The organism is Olsenella uli, assembly GCF_901212655.1.
Classification (GTDB): domain Bacteria; phylum Actinomycetota; class Coriobacteriia; order Coriobacteriales; family Atopobiaceae; genus Parolsenella; species Parolsenella uli_A.
Map to the genome: position 1 here is coordinate 111,591 of NZ_CAAKON010000041.1, position 26,365 is coordinate 137,955.

The window sequence follows — 26,365 nt, forward strand, 5'->3', positions numbered from 1 at the left end:
GGCGAGCGGCGCCGTGCGCATGAGCGGCGCCAGCTCCGTGTTCGAGGCAATTCCGGAGAGGGGCTAGCCATGCTGTTCGAAGCCGCCGGCTACTCGTGCGTGGGTACCACGCGCGATTCCAACCAGGACAGCTTTGCCATCAAGGTCGCCACAACCGAGCTCGGAGACGTTGCCCTTGTGGCCGTTGCCGACGGCATGGGAGGTCTCGACCACGGCGAGCTGGCATCGGCCGAGGTCATCCGCATGCTTTCATACTGGTTCGACCACAAGCTTCCGGATGCGCTGGAGACCATGGGATTCTCGGACGCGGGCTTTGAGCGCCTTGTGGACGGCCAGTGGGCGGGCCTTATCCGAGACATGAATATGGACCTCATCCGCCGCAGCATGGCGGCCCACATGAACATGGGCACCACGCTCACGGCGATGCTGTTGGTGGGCGGCCGCTACACGGTGGCTCACGTGGGCGACACACGCGCCTACGAGATTGACGCCGACGTCCCCAGGCAGATCACGGAGGACCAGACCTTCGTGAAGCGCGAGGTGGATGCCGGAAGGATGACGCCCGAGGAGGCGCTCGTGCATCCCCGCCGCAACGTCTTGCTGCAGTGCCTCGGCTCCACGAAGGAGGTTGTGCCCGCGTTCTACCACGGCGCGGTGAGGCCCGGGTCTACGTACCTGCTGTGCTCGGACGGCTTCCGTCACGTGCTCACGGAGGGCGAGCTGCAGCGCCGCCTGGGTCCCGCCGTGCTTGACGAGGCGGCGTGGGAGGCCGAGCGCACGCGTCCCGGCTTTGCCAAGGCCGAGCTCAAGGAGCTCGAGGCCGAGGAGGCCGACGGCTTCCCGAAGGGCAGCGTAACCGAGGCGCTCAAGGACGCCGCCCAGCTCGTCATGGACCGCAAGGAAGCGGATAACATCACGGCCGTGGTGTTGCGCGCCCAGAAGGAGGGTACGCGCTGATGACCAAGAAGATAGCTCCGAGGAAGGCCTCGTCCATCGATGCCCGGCGCGTGAAGGTGGGCGACGTTATCAAGGGTAAGTACCAGGTGCTGCAGCTTATTGGCCGCGGCGGAATGAGTCGCGTGTACCTGGCCATGGACCTGGACCTTGCCAACAAGCAGTGGGCCATCAAGGAGGTGGATCGCAACGCCTGCGACCCCACCGGCCGGCCCATGGAGCAGTCGCTTGCCAGGGAGGCCAACCTCCTCGCCAGGTTCGACCACCCCAACATCGTGCGTATCGTGGACACGGTGGAGACGCCAGACTTCATCTACGTGGTCATGGACCATGTGGAGGGCGAGCCGCTCGACCAGGTGGTACGGCACGAGGGCCTGCAGGCGGAGGAGGACGTGCAGCACTGGATGCTGCAGGTTTGTGATGCCCTGGCATATCTCCACAGGCAGAACCCGCCGGTGATCTACCGAGACATGAAGCCGACGAATATCATGCTGCACCCAGACGGCTACGTGAAGCTCATCGACTTTGGCGTGGCGCGCGAGTGCCGCGACAAGGCGCGCAGGGACACGATCGCCTTTGGCACCACGGGCTATGCCGCGCCCGAGCAGTACGGCAAGGCCCAGACGGATGCCCGAACAGACATCTACGGCATCGGCGCCACGATGTGGCACCTGCTCGCCGGCCAGGCGCCTCCCGTTGAGTTTCCGCTGCCAGACGTGCGAACCAAGAACCCCAATGTCAGCGAGGGCTTTGCCGAGGTCATCATCCCCAAGTGCTGCCAGCTCGACCGCGGCCGGCGCTACCAGAGTACCGAGGAACTTGCCGCCGATCTGGAGATATATGACGAGCTCACGCGCGAGTACCGCGAGAGGCGGGCCAAGAAGGTGCGGGCTTTCGCGGCCACGGCCATCGCGGGAGTCCTGTGCCTGGGCCTGGGCTTTGGCTGCCTGGGTGCGCGCGAGCTCTCCATCTCGCACAACTTCGACAACCAGATGACCACCGCCGCGGGCCTCGTGCACTCCGACACCGCACGGGCCGAGCAGGCCTACCTGGGCGCCATCGCCTACCGCCCGGCGAACGTCGATGCCTACGAGGGCCTCATCGAGTGCTACAAGGTGGACAACAAGTTCACCACCGAGGAGGCGTCGCAGTTCAACGACGCGTACCAGAAGAACATCGGCGAGCTCAGGGGCTCGAGGCGCTATGCCGAGCTGGAGTATGAGATTGGCCGCCTGTACTGGTACTTCTACGACTACGGCGAGTCAAGCGGAGACGTGGACAGCAACCGCGCCACGCGCGTCAAGGCCTCGGCAGACCACTTCAAGGCGGCCGTCGCAGACGCCAACTTCGACAAGGTGGAGAAGGCCAAGATCTACGACGGCGTCGCGTCGTTCACGACCAACATCGCCACGGCGGTGAAGACCGACGACGACAGCGACGAGATGTATCGCCAGTACTGGGACAACCTCATGAGTCTGGCCCAGCTGGCAGATGGCGAGTCCAACGAGACCATCCGCCTGGATAGCTACGCGCTCGTCACCAACGGCATCGAGACCTACATGGACAAGTTCATGGACACGGGGGTTACCAAGGACGAGGCACAGACGCTCTACCAGGCGTTTTGCGACGGGCTGACGGGCATGCGCCCCAAGGACTCCGACGCCGAACAGCGCCGGCAGAACACGCTCTCGCGTCTTGAGAACGAGGCGCGGCGCAAGATCACGGCGGTCTACTCGAACGCGCTGGTGGGTCAGAACTCGAGCGCAATCGCGCCCGCCACGGCCGACGGACAGAACTAGGAAGAGGACGGAGCCATGGAACGCGCGTTTACGCTCGTTGCGATCGTCGCCTTCGTGGCGGGGGCAACCCTGCTGGTGGCCTCTGCCGTGGTGTTCGTGCGTCTGAACGTGGCGGACGCCATCCGATTCCTGCGTGGCCGGCGCCACGGTGCCAGGCCCGAGCGCAGCCGCAGGCTGCACCCGGCGTCTCGTGCCCGCTACGGCGAGGTGCACGGCCGCGCCACGGCGTTGCCGACTGCCTGCGCTACCGCACCGTCTGGCCCGGCCATGCGCGCCGTGGTGTCTGGCGCCGCCAACGACGCCCCCACCACCGTGGTGGGCGCCGACATGTCCTCGGACGACTGCCCCACCAGCGTCGTGGCGCTGCTGGAGCAGATGGCCCGCGCCGCCACCGAGAAGCCGCAAGCGAGCGAGGCGGACGAGGCTGAAGAGGCCGATGCCGAGGTCTCGGCGGGCGACGAGAAATCCGAGCAGCTCGCGGATGAGTCCGAGGGTGCTGGAGCCGTGGCCGAGGATGAGGCCGAGCGCCCAACCGCCGCGCTGGCCTCCGACGAGGGGGACTCGGAGCGTCAGACGGAATCTCTTGGGGCGCCTACTGACGAGAGCGCGGGTGGAGAACCCGCAGGTACAAAGCCTGAAACTGAGCAAAATCACGCAATCGCCCAAAAAGTTGCGCAGCATGAAGGGGTCGATTTCCGCTTTACTCTTAAGCAGGATGTGGTAGTCGCTCACGTGCAGGGGGCACGCGGTCGAGGGTGAGGGGGTCAGAGAATGCGCAGGTACACGATGTTTTCCAGCTGCGCGCGGCGTCCGCTCGCGCTGTTCATGACGGCGGTGCTCGCCGTCTCCAGCATGCCCATGCTCCCGTTTGCCGAGGCGGTGGCCATCGCCGAGGAGCAGGATGCCAAGCCGGCCGCCGCGGTCAACAATGCCTCGGTAAACGTGGGCTGGAACTTTTCGGACGCTGCGAGCATCACCTTCGACACGCACCCTCAGGCGGACGGCTCCCTCAAGATCAGCGCGGACAGGATCCGCGAACTTGTGGGCAATACCGACGAGGTGAAGAAGGCCCTTACCTACAACGGCACGGGCACGGTGCCCGATGCTGGGGCGTCATCCTCTGGCCCCGCGTCGTCCTCGTCTGCCCAGGGCGGCTACGGCACGGCAGCGACGGCCTCTGCCGCTACCACGGGTGCGGCGGGCAAGGCCCAGGACCAGAGCGCCGTCACCTCGGCGGTCGATGCCAAGCTGGCCCTCATGCTCAGGCTGTTGCGCGGCGAGCAGGTGCAGGATTCCGAGCTCACCGACTCTGGCGACAAGGATCTCAGGACCCAGCTCAAGCTCGACGCCAGCAGGGAGCTCGTGAAGGACTCCCTCAAGCTCGAGAAGGACGACAAGGGCGTCTTTGAGGTCACAGGCAAGGTGGCGGGCGTGGATGCGGAGCTCACCTCGCCCAACCAGGCCATCAAGGTGACCAAGAATGACGATGGTGGCTTCATGGTATCTGCCGGAAGCGATGTCAAGGACGTGAAGCTCACCCTCAAGGTGAAGGGCGTCTCGTACAAGTACCAGTTCTCCTATAGCTACCAGCTGCAGGAAAAGGCCTCCACGCCGAGCACCAGATGGCCCTGGGCCACCGCGCCTTCGGCAGACGCGGCCACCACGGGTGCCCCCACCGACGCCGCCGCGACCGACGCCGCCGCGACCGACGCCGCTACTACGGCCGCCATCGCTGTCGCTCCCACGACGGAGAAGAGCACGTATCCCAAGCAGAAGGACGAGGCCAAGAAGCAGCACTGCCAGGACGCCAAGGACAAGCTTGGTCCCGCCTCCGGGCAGGACGCGCTCGTGACGCTCACGAGCGGCGCCGTCTCTGCCGTGGACTATTGGGCGGACCTGAGCATCCCCACCACCGCCACCATCGACGGTCCACTCACCTATGGCGACGACGGCAAGGACTACGAGGTTGCCGTGCTGGATAGGGCGGGACTCAAGGGCACCGTCACCACCGACAGCCCAGACAACTACACGGTGGGCGACTCCGTGAGCGAGTCTGCTGGCGACAATGGCGCCTCCGTCTACAAGGTGAACGTGAAGCCCGGGCGCCACACCAAAGACGGCGACAGGCATACCCTCACGATTACCTGGCAGTATCCCAATGGCGACCAGGTGGGCGGCTCTGCCGGCACCACCACGGTCTCCCTGCCGGACGTCGAGCGCAAGAAGATTGACCTCTCGACCCTCCAGCTCACGGACCTTCCGTACAAGATGCCGGCAGACCAGGCATCCGCCATCCGCGATAGGCTTAACTCGTTCATCAACGAGCGGGCCACTGCGGCGGGCAGCTCGCTCGAGAGCTTCTACGGCTCCGTTGACTTCATGGACGACGATGCCAAGGAGCAGTACCTCGCCGGCGTGACCACCGGCGTGGACATCGTGAAGAACGACCTGCTCACCTACACTGAGCACGACCCCAACGCCGATGCGGACTTTGAGGTTGTGGGCAAGCCGGGCGCCATTACGGTGAAGGCCGCCGACAGCCGCGACTGGAAGGACGACCCCGAGGCGGGCCAGCTCTACATCATGGGCAATGGCCTCGCGGGCACCGGCTCGGGCGAGGTCAAGGTCACGGCGGACAACCGCGACAGCCTTTGGCTCAACGGCACGCGTGAGCCGGAGCTGAAGTTCGACGGCTCGGGCGTCATCGCCAAGGCGGCGGACAATGCTGCCGGCACGATTCAGCTGGATGAGGGCACGTTTGACGGGGCGGGGCGGTCACTTGCGCCGTCGCATAGCGCCGCCGGCGCCCAGAGCCAGGACAGCAAGATCTTCATCAAGGGCGATGACGGCGTCATCAGAACCGTGACGGGCGTGCGCTTCATGTACGACTCCGTCATGCCGACGCTCAAGACGCTCAGCGTGGATGGCAAAAACGATAAGAAGTACGGCACCAATCTGGGCGCCGAGGGCTTCGATGTCACCTTTGTGCCGAGCGACGTCAACTCGGGCGTCTACGATGACTCCGTGTCTGCCGAGTACAGCGGTCGCTCCCTCTCTCGCGGTCAGATGAATCCGACGCCGCTCGGCGACAGCCTCACGCTCTATGGCTTCAACATCGGGGGCGACCAGAAGGTCGATGCCAACAGCATCAAGGTGCGCGTCACGGACAACGCGGGCAACCAGAAGGATTTCAACAAGGGGGATTCCAACATTCCCGCCGACGTTTTGACGCTCGTCTCCATGGCCACGCGCCCCACGCTCACCAAGAGCTGGAGCAACAATACGGTCTTTAACGGCCGCTACTTCAACGCGAATCGCACTCTCACGCTCACCGTGAGCTTCAAGTACTTCGCGGACGAGCAGCAGTACGCCAGCACGCTCAAGAGCTCCACCGTGGCCACCATCATGCGCGATGGTCAGGTCTTCAAGACCGTTGACGTTACGGACGATGGCTGGACCAACGTGGGCGGTGACAACTGGAGCATTACCGTCACCCTCAGCGAGGACGGCGACTACGAGCTGCGCGACGTGCACTTCTACGATCTCATCGACCGTGAGGCCACACTCGACGGCGACTCGTTCGTCATCGACAAGACGGCGCCCGCCATGCAGGTGGCCTTCGACAACAACGACGTGCACAACGGCAAGTACTACAAGGCTGCCCGTACCGCAACAATCTCCGTCACCGAGAAGAACTTCTTGCCCGACATGGTGCGCATCTTCACCACGGCCAACTCCGGCAACGGCACCGACGTGGGCCAGACCATCATCTCCGGCTGGACCACGAACGGCGACTTCCATACGGCGCGCGTGACCTTCCCAGGTCAGGGCATCTACACGCTCTCCATCTCCGGTCAGGACCTCGCCACCAACAGGATGACCCCCTATGCGAGCCCGGAGTTTGTGGTGGATACCATCAAGCCCCAGCTCAAGATTGACGGGGTGGAGAACCGTCAGGCGTACTCGGGCGACATGGCCCCCTCCGCCACCGTCCATGACACGAACCTTGCCGAGGAGTCTACGATTCAGGTCACCAAGGTGAGCCACCCCATGGACGCCGATGACGAGAATCCCTACACGACGGAGCCCTCCAGGTCACAGACGGACATGTCCGTTGCCTACGCGAACCCGTCTGCCACCAAGGGGCACGACGGTGTCTACACCCTCACGGTGCAGGCGGTGGACCTTGCGGGCAACGTTGAGTCGCAGGCCGTCTCGTGGTCCATCAACCGATTTGGCTCCACCTACGTGCTCTCCGATGACACGAACAAGATGGTCGACGAGTACCTGCAGCCCGACGCCGTCTCGGACGTGATGGTTACCGAGATCAACCCCTCGGGTCTCATCGAGACGCAGACCGCGGTGGAGCTCACGCGCGACACGGAGAACGTGACCCTCAACAAGGATGAGAACTACACCGCGAGCGTGGACTCCAGCTCCGGGTGGTACGAGTACACCTACCAGGTGAAGAGCGATAACTTCAACAAGCAGGACGGCACCTATCGCCTGCTGTTCCATTCCAAGGACGTGGCCGGCAACTCTTCTGAGAACACGGGCATGGGTAGGGGCGTCGACGGAGAGTCCACAGCCGAGGTGACCTTTGCCGTTGATGGCACGAAGCCCCTCGCGAGCTTCGTGGACCTCTCCAGCGGCGGGCGCTACGCGGAGGCCACGCACAAGGCGCTCGTGAACTTTGAGGACAACATCAAGCTCGACCATGCCGTCATCAAGGTGAACGGCACGACCTACGCCGAGCTCAACGCGAACCAGCTGGTCGCAAGCGGCACGCACGAGATCGACCTCAACGACAGCGCCACGCCGCAGGAGGTTTCCGTGGTGGTGTACGACGCCGCCGGCAATGCCTCCGACGAGATCAAGGCCACCAACGTGCTTGTGACCACCGACCCGCTGACGCTCTGGCTCACCAACACGCAGCTGTTCGTGGCGTCGCTCATTGCGCTGGCTGCCGCCATCGGCGGCGGCGTGCTGCTCGTGGCGCGGCGCACGGCACGCAGAGGATCCGACACGGACAAGTGAGCTTTGGCTCCGCGCCGGCGGTCGGCGTTACCTCGTCTGCGATGTCTGCCAAGCAGCCGGCGCCCGCGCGCTCGGCGCAGAAGCAGCGGGTAAGCCGCCCATTGCGGCCAGCCAGCTGGCCAGCTGACCTCCCAATGAGTCACCTTGCCAGCAGTCTGCCGTCTACTTTGACTCATTTCTCCAACAATAATAAGTTAGCCTACGAGTCACCTTGCCATCCCCTTTGACTCATTTTCCCAACAAGTGGGATGGTCCGCCGGGCCTTTGGTTTGGGACAGCCCAAGCGGGAGGGGTGCCGATTTGTCAGGAAAATGAGTCAAAGTAGACGGCAGGCATCGGGTGGGGCGACTCGCCGGTTGAGGAGGGCTAAGAGTTCGCAAAAATGGGGTCCGTGCGGGTATTGCGGCGTATGACTGTCAGTATTGAGCCACCTAAGCGCACGTGTTGTGCGCCGGAAGGAAGCCTCCGGCATTGCCGGAGAGAGGGGGAGCATATGTTCTGTCCTGAATGTGGAGCGCAGATCGACGAGGGGGGCCGATTCTGCCCCAAGTGCGGCACGGACCTGTGGGCCCGGGGCGCCAAGCCCGAGGCCCCCGTCGCGTCGGCTGCCGACGCGACGACCGCGGCAGTGTCTGGGAATTCGGCGCCGGTTGAGCCCGCCATCGGCGCTTATGTCGCGGCCTCGACGGATGAGGTCGGCCAGCCCACGCAGAAGGTTCCGGCTGCCGGCCAGACGCAGGTGACGCCACCTGCCCAGCCTGCGTACCAGCCGGGTCAGGTTCCGTTCATGCAGCACGCGGCGCAGGTGCCGCCCCAGGGCGATGCGCAGCAGGGTCAGTGGCAGCAGCCGGGCGCTGGCCAGTCGCAGAGCGCCGGAGCTACGGCGCAGCAGCCGGGCGCTGGCCAGTCGCAGAGCGCCGGAGCTACGGCGCAGCAGCCCGGCGCGGCCCAGCAGGCGTCCAATCAGCAGTGGGCCTACGCCCAGCAGCCCAACCAGCAGCGGACGGCCCCGCAGCCGCCCATGCCCTCGGCCCCGGCGCCCCAAGCAGCCAAGGGTTGCCTCGCCCAGGCCTTCGATGACCTGATGCACACCCCCGGTATGCTTGCTCGCGTGATGCAGATTGCCCTCATCCCCGGCCTCATCGCCATCGTCCCGGTCGTTGGTTGGGTCGTCGCTGCCATCATGGGCGTCTGCGTCACGGGCTTCGCCATCGAGTGGGGTCGTAGCCTCGCCCACGGCAGGTCCTTTGACGGCGCCGAGAAGCCGTGGACCACAAAGCGGTTCTCGCTTGGCTTCTTTGCCAGTGCCCTGAGCGTATTCTGGTCGCTGCTCTCGTTCATCCCCGGCCTCATCGTCCAGTTCTTTGCGATTGGCGGAATCGCGGGCCTTGGCATGGGACTTGCTAGGCAGAGCTCGTATGCGAGCCTGTATGGAAGCAGCGCCTACCACAGCTATGCCAGCTCTGCCTCGGCCGCGGCTGGTGGCGTCGTCCTCATCATCTTCCTTGCCTGGCTTGCCAGCTTCGTGCTCTCCATCTTCTTTGGCATGTTCTCCGATGTCTCCGTCATGCACCTTGCGGTGAAGAACCGGGTCGAGTCCGGCTTTGAGCTCAAGGAGATTTGGAACGCCTACAAGCGCGACCTTGGCAAGCTCTTCTGCGCGAGCGTCCTGCCCTCGTTGATCGTCGCCGCTGCGACCACAATCGCGGTCCTGCTCGTGTGGGCCATCTTTGGCGCCATGGCTGCCGCCATGTACCGCATCGCGTTTATCTTCATCCTCATCGCCGTGGCACTGACGGCGGTTGGCATTGCCTGTGCCTATGCCTTCCTCGTGATGCTCAATAATCGTGCTATCGGCTACTGGGCGGCTCGCTACGCACCCGAGTGGACGAATGGGGCCAACAACTAGGCCTCGTCATTAACGCGTGAGTCTTGCGTAGCGCCGCCCTGCGCGGCGTGTCATGTCGTACTACGACAAGAGAAGGGGAACCATGTTCTGTCCTGATTGCGGTTCCCCGTCATCGACGGCGCCAAGTTCTGCCCTGTTTGTGGTGCAAGGCTCGACGGCCATGGTCGGGGTGTCGTTGCCCCCAGTGACCAGTCTGGCACCGCTGCACCCGCAAGCTCTCCTGCATCCTCTGGGACGGGTGCTCCCCGGCCCGCGCCCCAGCCGGGCGCGGGCTACCAGCAACCCGGCGCCTACCAGCAGGCGCCCTCGTATCAACAGCCTGCGTCCCAGCAGAATGCCGCCTTTCAGCAGCAGTTCACGGTGCCCGCGCAGACGGACCGTTCGTTGGTCATGTACATCCTGCTGACCATCGTCACCTGTGGTATCTACGGCCTCTATTTCCAGTGGAAGGTTCTTACGGACTGCGAATGCATGAGCGGCCGGCAATCTTCGACAGACGCTGGCATGCTTGCGCGGTGACGTGCCCGCGTCGTTCCGGCCGACATCATCCACCTCGAGCAACCCTTCTGGCTTGGTCTCTGATTCGGTGAGCTGAGGGTCTGGGCCGAGTCATTTCGTTACGGCCTTGGCGACGCCAACGCGCTTGCGCGCCACTCTCGTGCTCACCCTGTGCGCCGTGCCCGCGGTGGTCTTCATGCTGCAGGGCTGGCTGTCGATGCCGTGGATTGGCAAGGTCGCGGACATGTCGCGCCTGGGCTCCGCCGCCACTGTCGCCGGCTCGCTGTTCCTGAAGGAGTAGGCGGTCGACAGGCGTCGCGTTTGGGCTTTGTTCGCTGCTGGCGCGCCGCTGGAATGGAGCCGCGTGCGGTCGTGAGACTCGACGCCGACGCGTAACCCGGTGTCACTCGCACATACAGCCATTGCCGCGAGGCCTACTCCAGCTGCGTGCGGAGCGGGCCTCGCGCATTCTTTACGTGCACATGAGAACGACGTGACGCTCCCGGGCGCCCGCGTGTGTACAATACCTTCGTTTGGCGCGCGTCCGCTGGGCGCGCGTCTTTGTGCCGGCTCACGCCCGGCCGTTCTGTAGGCAAAGAGAAGGGTCATTGATGAAACCTCGACCTGTGTGTCGATGACCCTGCGTGACGTGTTCCTCGGGCACGCCGTGCGGGGTGTCCGAAAAGTCTGTGTGAGCGGCGTGCCCTCGGGCGGGCCGCCTGGTGGCTGAGCTCTCCTTTTTGCGCGCTGGATACTAGCGCGCTGTTTCTGAGCTACGGGAAGGTCTCCTAGTTTCAGGAAACTTGCAAAAGGGCCTGTCCCCAACCACACGCTCGATGAAGGGGAATGCGAATGATTTATCTGTCCCAGATGCTGGGCAATCCCGTGCTTGATGCCAACGGCGAGAAGATCGGCGTGGTCAACGACCTTGGCATCGCCACGCGCGAGGTCTTTCCGCGCGTTACGTCCCTGGCCTTCCGTGGCCCGGGCAAGACGCCGTTCATGATCAGCTGGCGCAAGTACGTCGAGACGTTCGACGACAACGAGGTCCGCCTCGCCGTCCCAGCTACGGACATTCGCTTCTCCTACCTGCAGCCCAACGAGGTCCTCATCGCGCGAGACCTGCTCAACAAGCAAATCGTCGACACGCGCGGCATGCGCGTCGTACGCGTGAACGACCTCAAGCTCTCTGACACGAGCTCCTCTCAGCTGCGCCTGCTTGGCGCCGAGGTGGGCATGCGTGGCATCCTGCGCGCCCTCTCGCCCAGCTTCGAGAAGCTCGCCCTGCGCATTGGGCACATGTTCGGCCACGAGATGCCCGAGAAGATCATCGCGTGGAACTACATGGACCTCATCGACCGCGACCTCTCCAACGTGAAGCTCTCGGTCTCTCACCAGACGCTCGACGACCTGCACCCGGCCGACGTCGCGGACATCATCGAGCAGCTCGACCCACGCCTGCGCGGCCAGGTGTTTGCCCAGCTCGACGACGCCCAGGCCGCCGAAGCCATGGCCGAGCTCGACGATGACGAGATGGCCACCAAGATCATGGGCGACATGAACGACGTCGACGCGTCGCGCATGCTGTCCGAGATGGACCCGGATGACGCCGCCGAGCTGGTGGGCGAGCTGGACTATGAGAAGGCCGAGAAGCTCCTCTCGCTCATGGGCATCAAGGAACAGCGCGCCGTTCGTCAGCTGCTGGGTTACAAGGACGACACGGCTGGTCGAATTATGACCTCTGAGTTTGTTGCCGTGCCGCGCGAGGCCACGGTGGCCGACGTGGCGGCCCGCATGCGCGAGCTGCCCGAGGACTTTGAGCCGGTCAACTACGTGTACGTCACGGACGAGGCGGGCAAGCTCGCCGGCGTCTGCTCCGTGCGTCGCCTGTTCGTCTCCAGCCCGGACGAGACGCTCGGCAAGCTCGCCGGCGATGACGAGGTTATCTCCGCCAAGCCGGACGACGACCAGGAGGACGTGGCCGAGGACATCGCCAAGTACAACTTGCTGGCCATGCCCGTTGTGGACGAGAAGACCGGCAAGATCCTCGGCATCGTCACGGTTGACGACGCACTCGATGTTCTTGAGGAGGAGCACGAGGAAGACCTGCAGATTGCAGGTGGAAGCTCGGGCGATGCCGGCTCTGACGCCAACTCCGGCGAGCTCGTGCGCTTCGTGCGCCACCAGATGTGGTTCTTCTTCTGGGTGGTGGGCGCGGTTGCGCTGGCCCTGCTGCTGGGGCCATACGACGGCCTTGCGGTCTCGTTTGCCGCGCCGGTGGCACTGCTCGTTGCCGACGAGATGGTCCATTACGTCACGAGCTTCTTCCTCGAGTACGACGAGGACGATGACGACGCTCCGAGCCTGGGCGGCTTTGCCGTGAAGGGCATCGCGCTGGGCGTGCTGTGGGCGGCCATTGTGCTGCTCGTGGTGCTGGGCGCCAACGGCGTGATCAACACGGCCACTGAGGGCTTCGGCGCCATCGTGTTCCAGCTGCTTCGCGGCTTTGAGGCCGTGGCGGTGGCCGTGCTCGCGAGCTTTGTGACCGCGCCCGCCTACCTGGTGGTGCTGCGCCGCCGCGACGACGCGGGCAAGGACACGAGCGGCCTGGTACTCCATGGCGTTGCCCTGTTCGTGGCGCTGGCGGTGTTCATTGCGGTTGCCGGCGTGCTGGCCATGCCGGTCATGGGCTAGGGAGGCGCGCGTGGTGAAGATGATGCACGTGATGTCTGCCTGCCGCTTTGCCGCCGCTGCTCGCGGGGACGGTGATCGGGCATGAGGAGTCTCAAGACCTGGAAGAACCTGCACGGCGTCCACGCCGTGGGAGCCGACGCCACCGTGGGGCCGCGCCCCAAGACCGCCCTTCGAGCCGCCGCGGTGCTTGGCGCCATGGGCCCCGGCCTGCTCACGGCCCTTGCCGGCATGGATGCCGGTGGCGTGGCCACGTTCTCCAACGCCGGCGCCGTCTTTGGGTACGGACAACTGTGGAGCATTCCGGTGATGTGCTTCCTGCTCATCGTGGTACAGGAAACCGCAGCTCGCATGGGGTGCGTGACGGGCAAGGGCTTTGCGGCGCTCATTCGCGAGCAGTTTGGCGTGCGCAAGAGTGCCTTCGCGATGCTGGCGCTCATCGTGAGCAACACCACTGTGACGCTTTCTGAGTTCGCGGGCATTGCGTCTGGCATGCAGCTCTTTGGCGTGCCTACGATCGTGAGCGTGCCCATCGCAGGTATTGCCGTGTGGCTGCTGGGTATGAGCGGCTCGTACAAGCGCATCGAGAAGGTGCTGCTGGCCATTGCGTGCGTGTTTGTGACGTACGTTGCCGCGAGCTTCCTCGTGGGGCCCAACTGGGGCGAGGTCCTGGGCGACACGTTCTTGCCGCACGTCAACATCAGCCCTGCCTACGTGAGCTTGCTGGTGGCCAACATCGGCACCACCATCTCGCCGTACATGATCTTTATGGGCCAGGGCAACGTGGTTGAGAAGAACTGCGACGTGGACGACCTACCATACCAGCGAATCGATACCGTGAGCGGCGCCGTGGTGGCACAGCTGATCGCGTTCTTCATTGTGGTGTGCACGGGCAGCGTGCTGCATCCGGCGGGCATCGAGGTCAATTCGGCCGAGGATGCGGCGCGGGCGCTGTCTCCGCTGGCCGGCCAGTATGCCGAGGTTTTGTTTGGCGCGGGCCTCGTGGGCGCGAGCTTCCTTGCCGCCTGCGTGCTGCCGGGCATCACGTCTAGCGCGGTGTGCGAGGCCTTTGGCTGGGAGCGCGGCCAGGACAAGAGCTGGGCCGAGGCGCCGGTGTATCGCGGCATGACGACGACAATCACGCTGCTCTCCGCCGCGGTGGTGCTCGTGCCCAACGTCGACCTGTTCGGGATCATGATGCTGGCGCAGGTCATCAATGGCGTGCTGCTGCCGGTGCTGCTCGTGTTCATGGTGCGCATCGCTGACGACAAGCACGTGATGGGCGCCTACGCCAACTCGCACGCGTGGACGGTGCTTACTTGGTTCATCGTGGTTGTGGTGGTCGTGCTGACTGCGGTGATGTTCGTGCTGCAGGCGCTGGGGTACTAGCGGGCGCGGATTATGGCTCGCCCTTTTACGGTTTCGTGCTGCGGGCGCTGGGATGCTAGTGACGGCTCCCGGTCTTCGGCGGAGATGTCCCTTGTTTAATTATTACGACTGTGAAGCGGGTTTTCGGGGTCTGTTGAGTAGTGGTGTAAGGGCGCGCTTCGTTTACCTGCGGGTTTCCAAAGGGGTATACATGGACATCCCCGAAAAGTAACTACACAATCGTAAAAATTAAACAAGGGACTCACGAGCGGCCCCGGGCGTTGCCGCCCGGGGCCGTCATATTGAGCCCCGCCCTTGAGCCCCGCCCTTGAGCCCTCGGCTTTGAACTCTCCGGATTAAGGCCTACGCATTGGGTCCTCCGCCTTGAGTCCAGATCTGCTGGAGACGATTGCGGGGGGGGGGGGCGGCCGCTGAGCTCTCCGGCGCTTAGGGCCGCCGCCTTGGCTCGGTAGCTACTCATCGGCGAGCAAGATCTCCTCCACCAGTTTGCAGGCATCCTCCACACATCCGGGGCAGGGGCGCAGGGGGCCATGGTCGGTGCCGACACCCTTGAGCTCCCGGCATTGCGTGGAGCCATTCATCTCGTGGAACCGCTCGAGGATTTGGCGCGAAATCTTGTAGGTGCTGCCTTTGGTGCCTGGGTGGTCCATGTTGCCGTCACTATTGGCCAGACCCACAAGGAAGCAGGCACCCGTGAGCGCGCCACAGGTGCCTTCCATGCCGCCCATGCCCAAGCCAAAGCCCTCCGTGGCACGGAATACGTCCTGCTCGCTCATGCTAAACAGGTCGGCATAGGTGCAAGCAACAGCCTGCGCGCAGTTGTACCCAGCCCGATGCCGCTCGTGTGCCGCCTCGACGCGTGATTCCATCTGATTCCTCTCGCTGTAAGACCCGATCCCGACGGGAATGTGCCGTCCGGTACGGCAACGGTGACGCTGTCGTACTGGCTCGTCCGGTCTCCGCCGGGCGCCTTTCATCCTACAGCTCGATGGTGTCGATGCCCCCTGTCTCGAAGCGACGGCGAAGCTCCTCGATGATGGGAATGCCGGCGCTGCAGCCGATGCGCGTGGCGCCGGCCCGCGCCATGTCGAGGAAGGTGTCGGCGTCGCGGATGCCGCCGGCGGCCTTGACCTGCACCTCGGTCGGCACGTGCTCGCGCATGAGGCGCACGTCGGCCACGGTGGCGCCGCCGGTGGAGAAGCCCGTCGAGGTCTTGACGTAGTCCGACCTCACCTCGCTCGCCGTGCGGCACAGCCCCAGCTTCCCGTCCTCGGTGAGCGGGCAGTTCTCGAAGATGACCTTGCAGGGGATGGCCTCGCCGCGGATGCCTCGAACACGGCGTATCGCGGCATGACGACGGCAATCACGCTGCTCTCCGCCGCGGTGGTGCTCGTGCCCAACGTCGACCTGTTCGGGATCATGATGCTGGCGCAGGTCATCAATGGCGTGCTGCAGGCGCAGGGGTGCTAGCGGGCCGGATGTTGGCTGGGGTGGCAGTCGGCAGAAGCCTAGTACCAGCCGAAGTCGGACAGGCAGCGCTCGATGTCGGACTCGAGGGTGCCGAGCTCGATCCCTTGTGACTGAATTGCGGAGGAGTCTAGCCTAAAATCGCGGAAGCGATCCGCGTAGCGGTCGGGATTGGGGAGGATATAGGCCTCGACGTCCTCCCTCCGTGCGATACCGCTCTCCACAAGCTTTTCGCCGATGAGCCTTGCCGCTTCATAGGTGGAAAGGCCGTCCCTCTCGCTCGTGCCGTTGCTGCTGGCGAAGTGGTAGGTGCCGCTCGGTAGCTCGCAAATGGCACCAAACTGTTCCGCGAGGTGCTGCGCATACGTCATGCAGCGCTTTTCGTTCACCGTGAACTTTGTTGGCGTCTTGGTGCGGAGTGCCTTGAGTACGTTGCCGAGAATTCCCGGCGAGGGGTGAACCCCCGGCATCGCCAGGCCAAACATCCAGGAAAGGCGCAGTGTGACATAGTTGCTTGCGTTTGCCCGCAACCACGTATCAACCTCAAGCTTCTGCTGGCCGTAGGCGGTCACGCATGAAGGCTCGGTCCCCTCGTTAAAGGGGCCCGGGACGGTTTTGCCGTTATACAGCTGCTCGGTCGAGATGAAGATCATACGTCGGCCGAGGTCCTGGCAGGCGCGGGCGATGGCGATGGCGGAGTCGCAGCTAACGAGGTGCGTTCTCTCCGGATCGTTCTCGCAGTCTGCTGTCGTAGCGTTGGCGGCCATGTGGAGCATGAGGTCGAAGTCGAGATCGCGGACGTATGTCTCAACGCTTTCTGGCTTGAGGTAATCGACGTCGCGGCGGCTGATGGGGACGAACTCGAACGAGTCTCCGTTGTAGATTTGGATGAGACTGGCAAGGTACCCGCCTGCCCCCGTGATCGCAACGCGCATATTGACTCCTCTGTGATGTCCGGATAGAGCGATGCGGGGCGCGAGAAATGCCCGCGCCCCGCCAGCAGCTTACAGCTCGATGGAGTCGATCCCCCGCTCCTCGAAGCGGCGGCGAAGCTCCTCGATGATGGGAATGCCGGCGCTGCAGCCGATCCTCGTTGCGCCGGCCCGCACCATGTCGAGGAAGGTGTCGGCGTCGCGGATGCCGCCGGCTGCCTTGACCTGCACCTCGGCCGGCACGTGCTCGCGCATGAGCTTAACGTCGGCGACGGTGGCGCCGCCGGTGGAGAAGCCCGTGGAGGTCTTGACGTAGTCCGGCTTGACCTCGCTCGCCACGCGGCACAGCCCCAGCTTCTCGTCCTCCGTGAGCAGGCAGTTCTCGAAAATGACCTTGCAGGGGATGGCCTCTTCGCGGTCCTCGCTGGCCTCGCGGCAGACGGCCACGACCTGGCGCATCTCGTCGGTCACGTAGTCCCAATTACCGGCTTTGACCTCGGTGAGGTTCACGACGTAGTCAATCTCCGTGGCGCCGTTGGCAATGGCGTCCTGCGTCTCGAAGACCTTAGCCGCGATGCTAGTCTGCCCGAGCGGGAACGAGATGGCAGCACCCACGTGTATGTCCGTTCCTGCGAGCAGCGCAGCGCAGCGGGCGCTCTGGCCGGAGTTGATGGCCACCATCTTGAAGTGGTAGCGCCTCGCCTCGTCGCAGAGCTTCTCCATGTCTGCTTCGGTGGCGTCTGGGTGCAGATTGGTGTGGTCAATGAGTCTGGCGAGGTAATCGAGGGTATAGCGTCTGGTCATATGGGGCTCCTATCATCCGTGTTTGCCCTCCACAACATAGCCTCATGATAGTTCTCAATACGGAAGTGCAAATATGTAATCATTTCAGGTCTGCAGATTTGTTCGACCGCCGGCTGGCGTATATATACCGCTCAAGGAAATACGGGAAACTTGTGAAAAAGGCGTCTAGACCTATGAAGAAAAAGCGGATAGGATGCCCACTAGTAACTGACATATAGCCAAATAAAAAATATGTTAGGTACAAGAGCGAAGATATGGTCTGAATAGGCTATTCAGCCACCTCAATAAGTCACAAGAAGTGAAACAGTGAGAGGAACGGTATGAACATCCTGCTTGTATCTCATGGGCAGCTCTGCATTGGCGTTAATGATGCGTTTCACATGTTTGCGCCGACGGCCGAGAACGTCCACGCCGTGAGTCTTACTAACGATGGTGGGGTTGAAGCGTTTCGTGTGGCTCTTGATGAGGCTCTCAAATCCCTTCTCGAGAAGGGAGATGTTCTTATCATCGCCGATCTTAAGGGTGGAACTCCCTACAACGAGAGCTACCTGCATTTCCTTGAAAATCCCGAGCATATTCGTCTTGCCGCCGGCCTTAACCTTCCGATGCTCATTGAGGCGGGGATTCTCGCAATGTCGGGCGGTGAGCTTAACCAGGTGTATGAGACAGCGTTAACCGCGGGTTCTGCTGGCGTTATCGGTAGCGATTTGCCCGAAGAAAGCTCGGATGAAGAAGACGATTTGTTTTAGCGAAAGGGAGAGAAAGATGGCAATCACGCTCGCTAGGATTGACGATCGTGTTATCCACGGTCAGACGGTTACTCGATGGGCCGCAAGCCGTCCGTGCAACGCAATCCTTGTAATTAGCGACAAGGTGGCGGCTGACGAACTGCGCAAGAAGGTTCTTAAGGCTGCTGCGGGCGCTCTTAAACTGGGGATTTACACAGTTGAGCAGGGGGTTGCCGCACTCGAGAAGGCCAAGTCCTCCCCAAAGAGCTTCTTTATTATTTCCGATTCTGTGGAAGAGTTCGCAAATCTCAAGCGCAAAGGCGGAGACTTCGGCGACGTCCTGAATGTCGGCAATCTTAGTGGCACGCGCGAGGGCACAAAAAACCTCGGACACGCTGTTTGCATAACGGACGAGGATGTTTCGGCTTTCGACTATCTCGAATCCCAGGGTGTGAAGCTGCAGTTTCAGATGACGCCCGAGGACGGTGTGAAGACCTGGGCTGATTACAAGGCGAAGTACGAATCGGCTTAGCAAGTTGGGTGCAGTCGGCCGGAGTGGTCCGACCGTAGGCGTAAGAAAGGAAGGGTCGTATGGGAAGCTTGTTTATCCCGGCGCTTATTTGCGGAATTTTCTGCTACTTGGGCGCAATCGAGTGCGGCAACCCGCTCGGAACTACGGGAAGTTTCTATTGCCTTGGTCGTCCGCTGGTGGCTGGCCTGATTGTGGGTCTTGCCTTTGGCGATGTGACTGCTGGCGTCCTCTGTGGCGTTGCCGTGCAGGCGGTATTTATCGCCAATCTGTCGACGGGCGGCGCAACTAACTCTGAGATCACGTATGCCTCCTATGGCGGTATCGGCTTGGCCATGGCAACCACCAAGGACCCTGCGGTTGCAGTTACTCTGTCTGTCCTGGTAGGCAATACGTTTGGCCTGATTTTCTACAACCTTCGTATGGCCGGCTACTCGGTGTTTAACAATAAGGCGCAGCAGGCGGCGGAGAATGGCGATACAAAGGGCATCAACCTCTGGCACTTCGTTATTCCCAATATCTGCACGTTCCTTCTCCGTTTCATCCCCGTCTTTGTTGCCATCGTTGCTGGTCAGGGCGTTGTTGATGCCCTGCTTGCCAACGTTCCGGAGATTGTCACGCACATCATTCAGGTTCTTGGTGGAGTTCTTCCCGCCCTTGGCGTCGGCATGCTGATGAATATCGTCATCAAGGAGCCCGTGCATCTGATTTTCTTCCTGTTTGGTTTCATCCTGCTTGCTTTTGCAAAGCTCGACACCATTCCCGTCGTATTTATCTCTCTGGTCGTTTGCTACATCGTTTACATCGCTTCTGGCAAGGCACCTGCTGCTCCTGCGGCGGAAGCCTCTGCATCCAATGACGCAACGTATGAAGACGCCGACCTGTTTTAGGAGAGGAGAGTAGAAAATGGCTGACACCAAGACTGAAAAGAAGCACCTTACAAAGCAGGACCTTAACCAACTGTGGTATCGCTGGCAGGTGGGCTGGTTCTCCTCCAGTTCTTACGAGAAGCTCGAGTCCCATGGTTTTGCGTGGTCCTATATCCCGTTTGCGGAAAAGTACTATGCAAATGACCCTGAGGGCAAGAAGCGCCTCCTTACTCGCCATTCGCAGTTCTACAATACCGAGCCCCAGGTCGGTACCCTTATTAACGGTATTGTTGCCTCGCTCGAGGAGGACATCGCTTTTGGCGGTGACGTCCCGGAGGAACTGCCGACGACGGTAAAGACAACCCTGATGGGACCGATTGCGGGTCTCGGCGATTCGATTATCCAGGGCATCATTGTCCCGACTCTGCTTTCCATTGGCATGAGCCTTGCTTCAAACGGTAGCCCCGCGGGTCCGCTGTTCTATATCGTGAGTTGGCTCGTGATTGGAATGGCCCTTTCATACGGCATGTTCCAGTATGGCTACCGCATGGGCCTTGGTGCCATCGACAAGATCGTCGGCGAGGACTCTATGAGGCTGATGGATGCCGTCAACATCCTCGGCATTATCGTTACCGGCACTCTCGCCGCTGGCAAGGTGTCTCTGGCGACGACGATTCAGATTCCTTATGGCGATACCATGGGGGCACTCCAGGATACGCTCGATGGTGTTTTTCCTGGTCTGCTTGCCCTTATCGTGACTCTCCTTACCTGGTGGATGCTCAATAAGAAGGGCTATTCCGCCACTAAGGTGCTCATCATCCAGTGTGTTGCCGTAATCGTGCTTTGTGCCATCGGCGTCTTCTAAAGATTTGTCCTACCTGCCCCGCGCCCGGGGCATCCCATACCTCGTGAGCTGGGGCCCGGTTCCTGCGGAGGGCTCCGGGTCCCAGCTCATGTTTTAGAGGCTCTTGTGGGCGCCCTTTTGCGATTTGTCTTTCAAACCATGAAGGGGTGCGTACATGAATGAGCACACCAACTACCAACACAAAACTAAGTAGGGCTCGCGCTTGAGGCGGGCGGGAGGGAGCGTCATGGAACCGCTGTTCTTTAAGCCCATTCCGTTTAGGACCGTGTGGGGCGGAACGTCGATTAAGCAGTATTACGGCTATGACTGGATGCCCGATGGAACTGGGCAGGCCTGGGCTTTCGCCGACCAGGGTGACAAGTCCAACGTTTGTCAAAATGGCAAATATGCAGGGAGGACGTTTGGCGAACTTTGGCGCGAGCACGGGGAGCTCTTCGGAGATACAAATCGAGATTTTCCTCTCATCATCTCGATGCTTTGCCCTGAGCATGACCTCTCCATTCAGATTCACCCTGATGAGGAGCATGCAAAGGCTGCTGGCTATGCCTACGGGAAAAACGAGGCTTGGTACTTCCTGGAAGCAAAGGAAGACGCGAAAATCGTTTATGGGCAAAACGCAAAAGATGAGGCTGATCTTCGCTCCTATATCGATGGCGGGCGTTGGAATGATCTGATTCGTCATCTCAATGTTCACAAGGATGATTTTGTATACCTTGAGGCGGGCACGCTGCATGCGTGTTGCGGTGGGGTTATCGCTTATGAGGTCCAGCAGTCCACCGATGTTACCTACCGCTTCTATGACTACGACCGGACGGACGACCAGGGGAATAAGCGGGAGCTTCATCTCGAGCAGGCTATCGACTGTATGCACTATGACTCATCTTATAATTACGAGCGTTATCAGGCGTCGGTCGTGGCATATGGAGGCTGCATACGGACGACGTACTACGATTCTCCGTCGTTCCGAATCGAGAGGCTCGTTGTGGATGACGACGCGTACTCGCTTAAGGAGAATACGTACGAGCTCGTAAGCGTGGTGCGAGGCTCGGGCGAGGTCAATGGAGTTCCCATTACCGTGGGCTCGCACTTCCTTGTTCCGAAGGATTGCGAAGCCGTTATTTCAGGAAAAATCACCTGCATGATGACAACCGCATAAGGAGGATTACGATGCTTCTTCTTCCTTCCATGATGTGCGCCGACTTCTCTCGACTTGGTGAGGAGGTCGACGAACTGTGCGCTGCGGGGGCAGACGGCTTCCATCTTGATGTTATGGACAGTCATTTTGTCCCGAATTTTGGACTTGGTCTGGGTGACATTGAGACCATTTGCAAGCAATCGACGATTCCGTGTGACGTACATCTTATGGCCGATAACTCGGATGTTCTTATAGAGCTGTTTGCCAAAGCCGGAGTAAAAAACATGTACGTACACCCGGAGGGTGAAAGAACGATCAACTCAACACTTCTGAAAATCGAAAGGCTTGGTGCGCGCCCCGGAATCGTCGTCGACCCAGGCGTGAGCTTTGAGTCGGTTGAGTCATCTCTCCCCGTAGTTGATTACGTATTGGTTATGACTGTCAATCCGGGTTTTGCTGGCCAAAAGTACCTGGATTATTGCTCGCCGAAGATTGCTCAGTTTGCCGAGGCAAAGGAGCGCTACGGCTACAAGGTGATTATCGATGGGGCTTGCTCTCCCGAAGTAATTCAAAACGCAGCCAAGCTTGGCGCGGATGGTGCGGTGCTTGGTACGAACGCTTTGTTTGGTAAGGGCGAGCCGTACGCGGATATTCTTGCAAGGCTGCATGCGAGCTGCTAATTATCTCGTTCCTGTACAGTAGAGGCGGCGTCCGGGTCATCCGGGCGTCCCTTCGTGTGCATCACCGGGATTCTGGTGGGTTAGGCTGGTTGGTATGGGGACGCTTTACATCTCTATCAAAGATGACTTGCTTGCAAAGATTAAGGACGGGACTTATGCCGAGGGCGATGTCATACCGTCCGAAGTTGCGTTGGCAAAAGCCTATGGTGTGAGCCGTCCAACTGTGCGCCAGGCTCTTCATATACTGGCCAACGATGGGTATCTCGATCGGCGTAAGCGACGCGGTACGGTTGTGGCAAATCCAAAGACCACGAGGACTCACGAGGAGATTCCGGAATTTGGGCAGGCGGCAAGTCGTGGCGTTCGCAGCTTTGAGGACGAGATTTCCGACTCGGGCAAAGTCGTTCGCACGGTTCCCGTTGTGGTGAAGCAAGAAGGCGCAAGTGATGAAGTGGCAAAAGTGCTTCATATAGAGCCCGGTGCGGGCGTTTATAAACTCGTGCGGCTTCGCTATGTTGACGAGGTTCCCAATGTGTTCATGGAGAATTACGTTCCGGAATCTCTGTATCCCGAGTTTATTGACGGCGTCGACTTTTCGCGAACTCGCATGTATGCAAGAATGCGCGAACTCGGGCGTCCCGTGAAGCTCGTGCGTCGTCATGTCGACGTTATTGCTGCGGATGCGTCTATATCCATGCTTCTCGATGTGTCGATTGGGGACCCACTATTTCTTTTCCATACCCGCGGTCAGGATGCTCAGGGCAATGTTGTTGAGTACTCTGTTTCGACTTACCGGGGCAATACGAATTCCTTCGAATTCGTGGTTGAGGACCCGGAGTCAGTTCAAGAAAATATAGGAATAGCGCAGACGGGCGAACTGGCGCGTGTGAGCCAGGTTGATGACCTTGGAATCTCGTCGGCGGAGGAGATGCTGGGCTAGTTTGCTGCCGAGCGGTTTTCCTTCTGCAGCTTAATAAGAAACTGGAGTCTGCGCCTAGTGGCGTCGTCCGAGAAGGGTAGCTCCTGTTCCATTTCTGCCAAGTAAGCAGAGCTGTGATTGATTTTGATGTCGTACAGCTTTGTAAGCTCTATTACTGCCTCTTCCGAACCTCTTGCCTGCCCGATTAGCCCGAGCATCTCCTTTGCCTCTTTGCCCATATCATTGGACAGGTAGAACTCAAATGCGCTGGCAAGTAAGGCCGAACGCTGTTCGTCTGTAGCCTTCATGTTTAAGAGCTCTTGGAGCTTATCGCAAGCTTTTTCCGTTTGACCCGCTTGGGCAAAGGCCTTGAACTGCATGTTGCTTCTATTGAAGACGGGGAAGAGGAGCCTGGCATATCTGCTGTTGAGGTAGCCAAGCAACTCGTCAGTACGGTGTTGGTCATAGAGGTGCTGCACATGAGAGAAAGCCTTTTTTCGTACGACCCCGTCCACGATGAAGAGAATGAGAATTGCGGCGATGGGGATGAGGTAAAAAGGGTTCATATAAGTCCTCAGCTATTGGGATGGCCAGTGGACGCGTACGGATTGAGCGAGGGCAGCGTCCCAGATGGCGCTACGACTTTACTGACATCATATACAAAATTGTGGGCCTATTGCGGATATGTAAGTACAAATATGTAACTAGTTTCGTACAATTGGAGTTACACATTGCTACGAAAGTTGGCAATAGGGCTCGATGCCGGCTAGCTGCTACTTTTAACCGGATAGATGTGCCATAACCCCCCCTCGCACTCGGACCCCCAGGGCCGGTGATCTCGTTGCGACGGTGGGCCTGCGATGCGGTAAGGGAAAGAGCAACACGCCCATGGAATCCCTCTATGTCACCATCAAAGATGAACTGCTTAAATTGATTGACTCACATGTCTACAGTGTTGGCTCTCGCATTCCTTCTGAGGATGAGTTGGCAGAGGCCTTTGGGGTGAGCCGTCCGACGGTTCGTAGGGCAGTGCAGATGCTTGTGGATATGGGCCGACTAGAGCGCAGGCCCTATCATGGCACTATTGTTATCGAGCCAAAAATCGAGCAAGGCTATGCGACGGTTCTTCGAAGTTTCAATGACGAGATGCGCGACAACAACAAAGTGCCGAAAACGACGGTCATTCTGGCTCGAAAGGCGCGCGCCGTTGCAGAGGTAGCGCTACGATTGCAAATCTTGGAAGATACGGGCGTGTTTAAGCTCGTGAGGCTGCGCTACGCAGACGACGTTCCGAATGTCGTTGTGGTCAGCTACATACCGCTCGACCTTTATCCGGGGATTACGAGTGTTGATTTCGAAACAACGACGCTTTACGGCTATTTTGAGTCTGTCGGTAATCCTGTCGTACGCGCACACAGGCGCCTTGAAGTGCTTAAGGCCGATAAGAACCTTTCGGCTCTCATTGACGTCCCGTTGGGCGATCCGATTTATCGCTTCACAACGGTGGCATCTACCGAAAGCGGACGCATTGCCGAGTATGCGATTGCAAATTATCGCGGGGAGAGCAATGCGTTCGAATTCGATACGACTTTGACGAGGGTGGGAGAGCTTCGGCGCGAGTCGAGGGATTCTGTCCTGCGAGATGATTTCCAGTCGGCAGCTGGCGAGAGCGTCGGCTAGGCATGCGGCTTCTTTCTGGAAGAAGTCGCATGCCTGGCAGTGGGCTGTGAGGGGCGCGCCTTATTTCCCCTACTTCCTTTTGAAGGCGGATTCGGGTCAGGCATCACGCTTTAGGGTGGTTTCGGTGAATCATGTTGGAAGCGGATTGGTCATATTCAGGCAAAAGCAGCACCCTCCCATCCTGCGCCGCCACCTCGATCACGGCGAATTCGGACGCCTGACTGGCGATGTCGCCTAGATGACCTCGAGTCCCGCCGACCGCACCAGGCCGGCGTCGTCGCTCTCGGGCGCGTCGCAGATGAGTGCGTCGAAGTCCTCGAACGTGGCGAAGCGGTATGTGCCGTAGGTACCAACCTTGCGTGTCTCGCTCACGAGGTAGCTGTGGGCGGCTCGCTCGATGGCCTTGGCCTTCACGAGGCCGTCGTCTGGGTCCAGAGTGATGGCCTCGTGCGACTCGGGGTCGAGCCCCCAGGCGCCAATGAATGCCACCTCGAAGCGGAACCGGCTCAGGCTGTCCACGGCGAGTGGGCCCACGAAGCCGTTGAGCTCGGGGTGCATTGTGCCGCCCGGGCAGATGCCGCGGACGTTGGAGTTGCTCGAGACGGCTGCGAGCACGTCTACCATCGGCGATACCACGGTGCAGGCAATTCCCTCGCGGGCGATGAGGCGCGCCAGGTGCAGGTTGGTGGTGGCGATGTCCAGGAAGATGGTCTGCCCGGGCTTGACGAGCCCAAGGGCCTTGCGGGCGATAATCTGCTTCTCGGTGCTGCCCTGGGAGATTCGGCCGCTCACCTCGCGCGAGGCGGGAACCTCCAGCTTGGTGGCGCCGCCGTAGACGCGGCGGCACTTGCCCTCCACCGAAAGCTGCTTGAGGTCCTTGCGGATGCAGTCCTCCGTGACCTGGAAGCGCTTGGCGAGGTTGGGCACCGCGACGCGGCCGTCGCTCTCGAGAATGTCGAGAATCTTCTGGTGGCGTTCTTCCAGGAACATGCTCAACCTCCTTGGTTGTGCTGCGGTGCGGCGTTGCTCGCGGATGCGGTATCCCGCGGCGGCTGCTTGCGCGTGCGGGCGTTGCCGTGCGGGGACGCCTTGCCTGCGCGTGCGGTGCCGTGCGGGTCGCATCGTTCGCGCGCGACGCGCAATCGCGCGTGGCGAGCAGGCACGAATGACAGGCTGCCGCATGTGACGAGCCGCTGCGCGACTCGCGCGACGTTTTTTAGTCCGGAAAAGTATAGAAGGGAGATGGGAAAAAGTTCCATACCCTCTCGGTAGGTGGCGTGCGGTTTGACGGCGAGGCGCGTGGCTTGACGGGGAGGCACGGGATTGCGCGGTGACGCCGCGGGAGCCGAGGCGGACGTCGCGTTGCATGGCGGCACCGACGAGGTTTCCGCGAGAGTAATGGCGGGCTTGAGGTCAAATCTAGCGAGCTGGGTGTCCGTTCGCGAGCGCGCTAGGTGTTGCGTGCCATGACGTTGTTTAC

At 61.0% G+C, this 26,365-nt stretch carries 23 protein-coding genes; 17 read left to right on the forward strand and 6 right to left on the reverse strand.

Translation table 11 applies throughout. The features are described from left to right. The first annotated feature begins 69 nt into the window (after nucleotides 1-69). From EFAMC2_RS07890 to EFAMC2_RS07930, 9 genes are all read left to right on the forward strand, one after another. Nucleotides 70-957, forward strand: a complete 888-nt coding sequence (locus tag EFAMC2_RS07890; protein WP_187325233.1) for a PP2C family protein-serine/threonine phosphatase — start codon at nucleotides 70-72, stop codon at nucleotides 955-957. Beyond that, complete coding sequence (locus tag EFAMC2_RS07895; protein WP_154028339.1) at nucleotides 957-2,753, forward strand: serine/threonine protein kinase; 1,797 nt, start codon at nucleotides 957-959, stop codon at nucleotides 2,751-2,753. The genes EFAMC2_RS07890 and EFAMC2_RS07895 overlap by 1 nt, the downstream gene beginning before the upstream one ends. Before the next feature lie 15 nt (nucleotides 2,754-2,768). Continuing rightward, nucleotides 2,769-3,512, forward strand: coding sequence for a hypothetical protein (locus EFAMC2_RS07900; protein WP_154028340.1), 744 nt, complete (start codon nucleotides 2,769-2,771; stop codon nucleotides 3,510-3,512). Nucleotides 3,513-3,524: 12 nt separating this feature from the next. Further along, nucleotides 3,525-7,790, forward strand: coding sequence for a hypothetical protein (locus EFAMC2_RS07905; RefSeq protein ID WP_154028342.1), 4,266 nt, complete (start codon nucleotides 3,525-3,527; stop codon nucleotides 7,788-7,790). Nucleotides 7,791-8,283: 493 nt separating this feature from the next. Further along, entirely contained in the window at nucleotides 8,284-9,699 is a 1,416-nt protein-coding gene (locus tag EFAMC2_RS07910; RefSeq protein WP_187325234.1) for a DUF4013 domain-containing protein, read from the forward strand. 96 nt (nucleotides 9,700-9,795) lie between these two features. Next, complete coding sequence (locus EFAMC2_RS07915) at nucleotides 9,796-10,218, forward strand: DUF4234 domain-containing protein (RefSeq protein WP_222838566.1); 423 nt, start codon at nucleotides 9,796-9,798, stop codon at nucleotides 10,216-10,218. Between the two features lie 124 nt (nucleotides 10,219-10,342). After that, entirely contained in the window at nucleotides 10,343-10,498 is a 156-nt protein-coding gene (locus EFAMC2_RS07920) for a hypothetical protein (RefSeq protein WP_187325235.1), read from the forward strand. A 551-nt stretch (nucleotides 10,499-11,049) separates the two neighbouring features. Further along, a complete protein-coding gene (locus EFAMC2_RS07925; protein ID WP_154028344.1) occupies nucleotides 11,050-12,891 on the forward strand; it encodes a magnesium transporter in 1,842 nt (613 codons plus the stop codon). Nucleotides 12,892-12,972: 81 nt separating this feature from the next. Beyond that, nucleotides 12,973-14,277: an Nramp family divalent metal transporter gene (locus tag EFAMC2_RS07930; RefSeq protein ID WP_154028346.1), complete on the forward strand. Its 1,305-nt coding sequence runs from the start codon at nucleotides 12,973-12,975 to the stop codon at nucleotides 14,275-14,277. Nucleotides 14,278-14,729: 452 nt separating this feature from the next. Here EFAMC2_RS07930 and EFAMC2_RS07935 read toward each other — a convergent pair whose 3' ends face one another. The 4 genes from EFAMC2_RS07935 to deoC all read right to left on the reverse strand — a co-directional run bounded on the left by EFAMC2_RS07935 (nucleotide 14,730) and on the right by deoC (nucleotide 17,480). Further along, a complete protein-coding gene (locus EFAMC2_RS07935; protein ID WP_154028348.1) occupies nucleotides 14,730-15,146 on the reverse strand; it encodes a C-GCAxxG-C-C family protein in 417 nt (138 codons plus the stop codon). Between the two features lie 109 nt (nucleotides 15,147-15,255). Further along, nucleotides 15,256-15,510, reverse strand: a complete 255-nt coding sequence (locus tag EFAMC2_RS07940) for a hypothetical protein (protein WP_187325236.1) — start codon at nucleotides 15,508-15,510, stop codon at nucleotides 15,256-15,258. Between the two features lie 275 nt (nucleotides 15,511-15,785). Beyond that, nucleotides 15,786-16,679, reverse strand: coding sequence for an SDR family oxidoreductase (locus tag EFAMC2_RS07945; RefSeq protein WP_154028354.1), 894 nt, complete (start codon nucleotides 16,677-16,679; stop codon nucleotides 15,786-15,788). A 69-nt stretch (nucleotides 16,680-16,748) separates the two neighbouring features. Further along, nucleotides 16,749-17,480, reverse strand: a complete 732-nt coding sequence (deoC, locus tag EFAMC2_RS07950) for a deoxyribose-phosphate aldolase (protein WP_154028356.1) — start codon at nucleotides 17,478-17,480, stop codon at nucleotides 16,749-16,751. Nucleotides 17,481-17,800: 320 nt separating this feature from the next. On the opposite strand from deoC, the gene EFAMC2_RS07955 reads away from it, so the two are divergent. The 7 genes from EFAMC2_RS07955 (at nucleotide 17,801) to EFAMC2_RS07985 (ending at nucleotide 23,226) form a co-directional block, all read left to right on the forward strand. After that, the gene (locus EFAMC2_RS07955) at nucleotides 17,801-18,229 is read left to right on the forward strand and encodes a PTS sugar transporter subunit IIA (RefSeq protein ID WP_154028358.1); all 429 of its coding nucleotides are present in this window, start codon (nucleotides 17,801-17,803) and stop codon (nucleotides 18,227-18,229) included. Nucleotides 18,230-18,245: 16 nt separating this feature from the next. Then, nucleotides 18,246-18,740: a PTS system mannose/fructose/N-acetylgalactosamine-transporter subunit IIB gene (locus tag EFAMC2_RS07960; RefSeq protein WP_154028360.1), complete on the forward strand. Its 495-nt coding sequence runs from the start codon at nucleotides 18,246-18,248 to the stop codon at nucleotides 18,738-18,740. Nucleotides 18,741-18,799: 59 nt separating this feature from the next. After that, on the forward strand, nucleotides 18,800-19,627 hold the full coding sequence (locus EFAMC2_RS07965; protein ID WP_154028362.1) for a PTS mannose/fructose/sorbose/N-acetylgalactosamine transporter subunit IIC: 828 nt from the start codon (nucleotides 18,800-18,802) through the stop codon (nucleotides 19,625-19,627). Nucleotides 19,628-19,643: 16 nt separating this feature from the next. Further along, complete coding sequence (locus EFAMC2_RS07970; RefSeq protein WP_154028364.1) at nucleotides 19,644-20,471, forward strand: PTS system mannose/fructose/sorbose family transporter subunit IID; 828 nt, start codon at nucleotides 19,644-19,646, stop codon at nucleotides 20,469-20,471. A gap of 226 nt (nucleotides 20,472-20,697) precedes the next feature. Beyond that, nucleotides 20,698-21,627 carry a type I phosphomannose isomerase catalytic subunit gene (locus EFAMC2_RS07975; RefSeq protein WP_154028366.1) on the forward strand — a complete coding sequence of 310 codons (930 nt, stop codon included), beginning with the start codon at nucleotides 20,698-20,700 and terminating at the stop codon, nucleotides 21,625-21,627. 11 nt (nucleotides 21,628-21,638) lie between these two features. Beyond that, nucleotides 21,639-22,286: a ribulose-phosphate 3-epimerase gene (locus tag EFAMC2_RS07980; protein WP_222838567.1), complete on the forward strand. Its 648-nt coding sequence runs from the start codon at nucleotides 21,639-21,641 to the stop codon at nucleotides 22,284-22,286. A 94-nt stretch (nucleotides 22,287-22,380) separates the two neighbouring features. Further along, nucleotides 22,381-23,226 (forward strand): GntR family transcriptional regulator, encoded by an 846-nt coding sequence (locus tag EFAMC2_RS07985; RefSeq protein WP_154028368.1) that lies wholly within the window; start codon nucleotides 22,381-22,383, stop codon nucleotides 23,224-23,226. Here EFAMC2_RS07985 and EFAMC2_RS07990 read toward each other — a convergent pair. Beyond that, nucleotides 23,223-23,771: a hypothetical protein gene (locus EFAMC2_RS07990; protein WP_154028370.1), complete on the reverse strand. Its 549-nt coding sequence runs from the start codon at nucleotides 23,769-23,771 to the stop codon at nucleotides 23,223-23,225. The two genes, EFAMC2_RS07985 and EFAMC2_RS07990, sit on opposite strands and share 4 nt — an antisense overlap. A gap of 322 nt (nucleotides 23,772-24,093) precedes the next feature. Between EFAMC2_RS07990 and EFAMC2_RS07995 the strand changes: the two genes are divergently transcribed. Beyond that, complete coding sequence (locus EFAMC2_RS07995) at nucleotides 24,094-24,885, forward strand: GntR family transcriptional regulator (protein WP_154028372.1); 792 nt, start codon at nucleotides 24,094-24,096, stop codon at nucleotides 24,883-24,885. A gap of 234 nt (nucleotides 24,886-25,119) precedes the next feature. On the opposite strand, the gene EFAMC2_RS08000 is transcribed toward EFAMC2_RS07995, so the two are convergent. Further along, nucleotides 25,120-25,875, reverse strand: a complete 756-nt coding sequence (locus EFAMC2_RS08000; RefSeq protein WP_187325237.1) for a DeoR/GlpR family DNA-binding transcription regulator — start codon at nucleotides 25,873-25,875, stop codon at nucleotides 25,120-25,122. Between the last annotated feature and the right edge of the window lie 490 nt (nucleotides 25,876-26,365).

Excerpts from the sequence above, each read along its gene's own strand:
- EFAMC2_RS07965 (WP_154028362.1), top strand. The coding sequence starts at position 18,800 with ATGGGAAGCTTGTTTATCCCGGCGCTTATTTGCGGAATTTTCTGCTAC.
- EFAMC2_RS07905 (WP_154028342.1), top strand. The coding sequence starts at position 3,525 with ATGCGCAGGTACACGATGTTTTCCAGCTGCGCGCGGCGTCCGCTCGCG.
- deoC (WP_154028356.1), bottom strand. The coding sequence starts at position 17,480 with ATGACCAGACGCTATACCCTCGATTACCTCGCCAGACTCATTGACCAC.
- EFAMC2_RS07925 (WP_154028344.1), top strand. The coding sequence starts at position 11,050 with ATGATTTATCTGTCCCAGATGCTGGGCAATCCCGTGCTTGATGCCAAC.
- EFAMC2_RS08000 (WP_187325237.1), bottom strand. The coding sequence starts at position 25,875 with ATGTTCCTGGAAGAACGCCACCAGAAGATTCTCGACATTCTCGAGAGC.
- EFAMC2_RS07935 (WP_154028348.1), bottom strand. The coding sequence starts at position 15,146 with ATGGAATCACGCGTCGAGGCGGCACACGAGCGGCATCGGGCTGGGTAC.
- EFAMC2_RS07945 (WP_154028354.1), bottom strand. The coding sequence starts at position 16,679 with ATGCGCGTTGCGATCACGGGGGCAGGCGGGTACCTTGCCAGTCTCATC.
- EFAMC2_RS07900 (WP_154028340.1), top strand. The coding sequence starts at position 2,769 with ATGGAACGCGCGTTTACGCTCGTTGCGATCGTCGCCTTCGTGGCGGGG.
- EFAMC2_RS07890 (WP_187325233.1), top strand. The coding sequence starts at position 70 with ATGCTGTTCGAAGCCGCCGGCTACTCGTGCGTGGGTACCACGCGCGAT.
- EFAMC2_RS07955 (WP_154028358.1), top strand. The coding sequence starts at position 17,801 with ATGAACATCCTGCTTGTATCTCATGGGCAGCTCTGCATTGGCGTTAAT.
- EFAMC2_RS07910 (WP_187325234.1), top strand. The coding sequence starts at position 8,284 with ATGTTCTGTCCTGAATGTGGAGCGCAGATCGACGAGGGGGGCCGATTC.
- EFAMC2_RS07980 (WP_222838567.1), top strand. The coding sequence starts at position 21,639 with ATGCTTCTTCTTCCTTCCATGATGTGCGCCGACTTCTCTCGACTTGGT.
- EFAMC2_RS07995 (WP_154028372.1), top strand. The coding sequence starts at position 24,094 with ATGGAATCCCTCTATGTCACCATCAAAGATGAACTGCTTAAATTGATT.
- EFAMC2_RS07985 (WP_154028368.1), top strand. The coding sequence starts at position 22,381 with ATGGGGACGCTTTACATCTCTATCAAAGATGACTTGCTTGCAAAGATT.
- EFAMC2_RS07990 (WP_154028370.1), bottom strand. The coding sequence starts at position 23,771 with ATGAACCCTTTTTACCTCATCCCCATCGCCGCAATTCTCATTCTCTTC.
- EFAMC2_RS07960 (WP_154028360.1), top strand. The coding sequence starts at position 18,246 with ATGGCAATCACGCTCGCTAGGATTGACGATCGTGTTATCCACGGTCAG.
- EFAMC2_RS07895 (WP_154028339.1), top strand. The coding sequence starts at position 957 with ATGACCAAGAAGATAGCTCCGAGGAAGGCCTCGTCCATCGATGCCCGG.
- EFAMC2_RS07970 (WP_154028364.1), top strand. The coding sequence starts at position 19,644 with ATGGCTGACACCAAGACTGAAAAGAAGCACCTTACAAAGCAGGACCTT.
- EFAMC2_RS07975 (WP_154028366.1), top strand. The coding sequence starts at position 20,698 with ATGGAACCGCTGTTCTTTAAGCCCATTCCGTTTAGGACCGTGTGGGGC.
- EFAMC2_RS07930 (WP_154028346.1), top strand. The coding sequence starts at position 12,973 with ATGAGGAGTCTCAAGACCTGGAAGAACCTGCACGGCGTCCACGCCGTG.